The organism is Brevundimonas sp., assembly GCF_036677305.1.
Lineage (GTDB): Bacteria > Pseudomonadota > Alphaproteobacteria > Caulobacterales > Caulobacteraceae > Brevundimonas.
In genome coordinates this window covers 1-4923 of the sequence record NZ_JAKFEB010000147.1, presented here as the reverse complement: position 1 = coordinate 4923, position 4923 = coordinate 1, and the positions used below count along the sequence as shown (strand labels likewise).

Here is a 4923-nt window from a genome sequence, read left to right as displayed (position 1 = left end):
GCCGTGCTGCTGCACGCCGCGGTCGACTACCCGCTCAGAACGGCGACCATCGCGACGATTTTCGCCATGTGCTGTGCGTTGCTCGAGCTGGCGGGTCATGCCGAGCCCGAACCTCAAGCCCGCCGGAGACGCGTCCGGGCCTGAGCTGGCCGGGTCCGACTAAACCCGCCGATGTATCAGACGGCGATCTCAAGCGCTGAGGACGGGGTCAGGTCCGGCAGCCTGACGATACCCCGCGCGCCTTCTGCCGATTGGATCAGGGCGCGCCCGGAACCTGACAGGCGAAGAGCGCTCAATACGCCGGACTCATAGGCTTTCGTATCGATCCCTATCCTTCGGTGATCCATATGGACCTCGGCCGTCGGCGTGTGGCCATGAACCACGATCTTGTCGAACTCGATTTCGCTGTCGAGGAAGCTGCGGCGAATCCACATCAGATCATCGGCGGATTGCCGATCCAGGGCTTCGCCCGGTCGCGCGCCGGCATGGGCAAAGAAATAGTCTCCGACGGCGAAGCTCAATTCCAGATTTTCGAGGAACTGCTTCTCGGCCGGCGTGACCCTGTGCGCGAGATCAGCCGACAAATGGGCCCAAGCCTCAAGCTTGTGTTTGAGCTGCGGAACCCGAAGACCGTAGGACTGAAGCGTGGCGTCGCCGCCATATTCGCACCACTTCGCCCCCTCTGCCGGATCCTCCAGGAAGTCGAGCATCGCCTGCTCGTGATTGCCCCTGAGGAAACGCCACTCAATGCCCCGGTCAGCGGTCAACCCGGCGAGGAACTGGATAACCCCGCGGGAATCCTGGCCGCGGTCAACATAGTCGCCGAGGAAGACAACCACCTTGCGGTCCGCGACTGTCGCGTCGAGATCCGCCTGGATCGCATCAACGAGCGGATGCAACAAATCAAGCCGGCCGTGAATGTCCCCGATCGACCACACCACAGTTCCGTCGGGAATAGCGGGGGAAACGGGGGCCTTCACAGGCGCACGACGCTTCAGCAGCTTTAAGAACATTGCTCTCTACGTGATCGCCAGCGGGACCCGTACGCGCGGGTCACCAGAATGCACTATACGCAACGTACGTCCGCAAAAGGGCGTCGCTGCTAACCCTCGAACACCGCACCGAAATCCGCGTTCGCCTGCGCATATTCGGTCGGGCGGCCTATGTCCATCCAATACCCCTCGGCGCGTTGCAGCCGGACCGGCAGTTCGCGCGCGATCATGTCGGCGATCAGGGCCGGCATGTCATAGAAGGCGTCCTTGGGGATCAGGTCGAGGACGGCGGGGGACAGCACATAGACCCCCGCGCTGATGGTGTAGCTCTGGGTCGGCTTCTCATCGATGCGGGTGACCTGCGCCCCGTTGGCGTTCACGACCCCGAACGGCACCTGCATCTGGTAGTCGCGCACCACGACCGTGGCCAGGGCGTCCGACTGCAGGTGGGAATCCAGCAGGTGGCTGTAGTCGGCCTTGGCCAGGACGTCGCCGTTGGTGACCACGAAGGGCTCGTCCGGGCGAGGCATCAGGCTGAGGGCGCCGCAGGTGCCCAGGGGCTTGTCCTCACGCAGATAGCGGATGTTCAGGCCGAGGGCCGAACCGTCCCCGAAGTGGCCCTCGATCTGCTCGGCCTTGTAGTTCACGGCCAGCCAGAAATTCCGGAACCCCTGCCCCGCCAGATTGCCGACGATGGTGTCCAGGATCGGCCGCGAGCCGACGGTCAGCATCGGCTTGGGCGTGTCGCGGGTCAGTTCCGCCAGACGCTCGCCCTTGCCGCCGGCCATGATCACCACCGGATTGGTGCGGACCGGGATGTTGAGGAAGTCCTCGACCGTGACCATGCCGACCACGCGGCGGCCGCGGTCCAGGATCGGCAGCTGGCGCAGGCTGTGCGCGCGCAGGGTCGCGAGCATGGTCGCCGGATCCTGATGGTCGTCGGCGCAGACGGGTTTCCTGTTGGCGGCGCCGATGGCCTGGTCTTCCATCCCCGCGCCCTTGATCAGGGCGCGGCGCACGTCGCCGTCGGACAGGGCCCCCAGCAGCCGCCGATCGCCGTCGACGACCAGGGCGATGCCGGCGCCCGTCGAGTCGATCGAGATCAGGGCGTCGCGGAACGTCGCCTCGGGCCCGATCAGGGCTTTTTCCCACTGACGCATCTACTCCGCCCCCTGCCCGTCCTCGACCTGCGCCTCGAGCGCATCGTCGGGCGCATAGTCGCGCTGCGCCGCCGTGCCGATCAAGCGCCATTGCTGCATCGGCGACAGGCCGTCGGCGGGCCGCTTCGCCGTCATGGCGTCGGGCGTCAGGATTTCGCCGCGGCGGATCGGCCGGGCGGCGACCAGCGCCCGGCGCGCGATGGCCAGATTGCCCAGTTCGGCCGGCGCGGGCGCCTTCTCAGGGCGGCCCAGCGCGATCTCGACGTCGCGGATTCCGCGGACCATGGCGGCCAGTTCGTCGGGCTCCAGCGAGGCCGGATGGTCGGGTCCCGGTCGGGTCCGGCTGAGGGTGAAATGCTTCTCGATCACGCAGGCGCCGCGCGCCACGGCGGCGACCGCCACGATCTGGCCGAGGCTGTGGTCGGAATAGCCGACCTTCAGGCCGAAGGTTTCCGCCATCGTCCCCATGGCGCGCAGGTTGATGGCCTCCAGCGGGGCCGGGTATTCGGTCGTGCAGTGCAGCAGGGTGACCTTTTCGTGCAGGGCCGCCTGACCGTCGGCGAAGGCGCGTTCGAGGTCGTCGGGCCCCTCGGGATCTCCGTCCCGCGTCAGGCCGAAGGCGATGACGGCCAGGGCCGCGCGCACCTCGTCCAGCGTGGCCATGCCGGTCGAGACGATCAGCGGCGGCCCCACGCGGGCGGCGGCCAGCAGCATGGCGCCCCAGGTCAGGTCGCCGGACGGAATCTTGACGGCGGGCATGTCGAGGCCGGACAGGAAGTCCAGGCTCTCCATGTCGAAGGCCGTCGACATGAAACGCACGCCGCGGCGGGCGCAACGGTCGGCCAGGACGCGATGGTCGTCGCGGCTGAGCGCCAGCTTGCGCACCATGTCCAGCTGGGTCCCGCCCTCGCCGGTGTTGGTCTCCTGATAGGCGGCCTTCATGGCGCGGGCGGTCAGGACCGCCTCGGGGACGAAGGTCTGGAATTTGACCACATCGGCCCCGGCCTCGGCGGCGACGTCGATCATGCGGCAGGCGTCGTCCAGCGAACCGTCGTGGTTCACGCCGGCTTCGGCGATGATGAGGACCGGGTCATGCATGGGGCGGCTCGCCGTCGAAGAACCGCTTGCGCAGCAGGATGTCGCGCGGCGGGGCGGAAATCAGGGCCTGGACGATGCGCGCCGAGCTCTGGCCGTCGCCATAGGGATTGTCGAAGCCGCCCACCTCGCCGGCCATGGCGCGGGCGATGGCGGCGGAGATCGGGGCCGGTTCAGCCGCGCAGCGGATGACCGAAGGCCCGGCCAGCCGGCCGGCCTGACGCAGGCCGATATCGACCGTGGGCGTGCGCACCGAGGGCGCCTCGGCCAGACCGCTTGAGGAGTTGCCGACCACGGCGTCGCAAACGGCCAGCAGGGGAAGATAGGCGGGACCCAGGGCGTCGTGCAGGCTGACATTGCTCCGGCCCCTGGCGAAGGCCTCGAACGCCGCGTTGAAAGCCATCCCCCCGGGGTCGGCGTTGGCGCGCGTGATCCACAGCGTCGCGTCCCCCATCGGCTCCAGCGCCTTCAGCAGGGCGTCAAGCTCTGACCTGCCCTTGTCCGGGAGCGTCGTCACGGGATGGAAGGTCACCAGCAGGTTCTTCGCGCCCAGCGGCCGTCCCAGCCGGGCTTCCAGCGCATCACGGGCCATGGCCGGCGCGCGGGTCAGCATGTCCAGACCGGGGTTGCCGACGACATGGACCCGGTCCGGCGCCTCGCCCATGCGGATGACGCGGCGGGCGGCGTCTTCATGGGTGACAAGATGCAGGTGCGACAGCTTGGTGAGGGCGTGGCGAATTCCCTCGTCGATCGCGCCCTCGGTGACGTCGCCGCCGCCGATGTGGGCGACGGGCACGCCGGTCAGCATGGCGGCCTGGGCGAGGGCCAGGGTCTCGAACCGGTCGCCCAGCAGCATCAGGATGTCGGGCTGGAGCCGTTCCAGCGCCTCGACCGCGCCGGTCAGGCAGGCGGCGCTGGAACGGGCGAGACCGGCGGGATCGTCGGCGGTCAGGTCCATCGGCACCCGGGCGTCGACGGCGAAGCCGTCGGCCTCGATCCCGCCGACCGTCAGGCCGTGCCGCTCTTCCAGATGGGTTCCGGTGACGAGGAGCTGCAGCGACAGCCCCCCGGCGGCGGCGATGTCGCGCATGGGCCAGGTCAGCAGGCCGTAATCGGCCCGCCCGCTGGTCGCCACGCAGATCCGCCGTTTGCCCAACCGCTCCTCCATGATGAAGCTGTAGGCCGCGCGCCTTAGCAACCTGCTACCATGTCCGGGGAGGATCGCATGCGAATCGGATTGTGCGGAACCGGCGGCTTTGCGCGGGAGGTCGCGCCCCTGGCCGTGATCCAGGCGGGCGCGGACAATGTGCAGCATATCGATCTGGAGCCGGGCGCCGGAGATCTCAACGGCCTGCCGGTCGTCCAGCTGGCCGACGCCCCTGCAGACGCCGCCATTTCGATCGCCATCGCCGACGCCGCCGTACGCCGCCGCGTCGACGCGGAGATGACGGCGGCGGGACGGTCGTTCGTCTCCATCGTCGCCCCGACCTGCGTCTTCCGCGGCCCCTCGCAGATCGGCGAGGGCGCCATCCTGTGCGACCACGTCGTGATCACCGCCAATGTCGTCATCGGCCGGCATTTCCAGGCCAATCTGTTCAGCTACGTCGCCCACGACTGCGTCGTCGGCGACTTCGTCACCCTGGCCCCGCGCGTCTGCGTCAACGGCAATACGGTGA

General features: G+C 68.5%; 4 protein-coding genes and 1 pseudogene. 1 reads left to right on the top strand and 4 read right to left on the bottom strand.

Annotated elements, in window-relative coordinates:
* Positions 1-176: 176 nt before the first annotated feature.
* From V6M42_RS08490 to neuC, 4 genes are all read right to left on the bottom strand, one after another.
* Entirely contained in the window at positions 177-1013 is an 837-nt protein-coding gene (locus V6M42_RS08490; protein ID WP_332678188.1) for a metallophosphoesterase family protein, read from the bottom strand.
* An 89-nt stretch (positions 1014-1102) separates the two neighbouring features.
* Entirely contained in the window at positions 1103-2152 is a 1050-nt protein-coding gene (locus tag V6M42_RS08485; RefSeq protein WP_332678187.1) for a nucleotidyltransferase family protein, read from the bottom strand.
* Positions 2153-3250, bottom strand: a complete 1098-nt coding sequence (gene neuB, locus V6M42_RS08480; protein WP_332678186.1) for an N-acetylneuraminate synthase — start codon at positions 3248-3250, stop codon at positions 2153-2155.
* A complete protein-coding gene (gene neuC / locus V6M42_RS08475; RefSeq protein ID WP_332678185.1) occupies positions 3243-4445 on the bottom strand; it encodes a UDP-N-acetylglucosamine 2-epimerase in 1203 nt (400 codons plus the stop codon). The genes neuB and neuC overlap by 8 nt, the downstream gene beginning before the upstream one ends.
* A gap of 27 nt (positions 4446-4472) precedes the next feature.
* Here neuC and V6M42_RS08470 point away from each other — a divergent pair.
* Positions 4473-4923, top strand: a pseudogene (locus V6M42_RS08470) (acetyltransferase); the annotation flags it as partial.

Bases quoted from the DNA above. Each gene is read 5' to 3' on its own strand.
- V6M42_RS08485 (WP_332678187.1), bottom strand. From the start codon at position 2,152: ATGCGTCAGTGGGAAAAAGCCCTGATCGGGCCCGAGGCGACGTTCCGC.
- neuB (WP_332678186.1), bottom strand. From the start codon at position 3,250: ATGCATGACCCGGTCCTCATCATCGCCGAAGCCGGCGTGAACCACGAC.
- V6M42_RS08490 (WP_332678188.1), bottom strand. From the start codon at position 1,013: ATGTTCTTAAAGCTGCTGAAGCGTCGTGCGCCTGTGAAGGCCCCCGTT.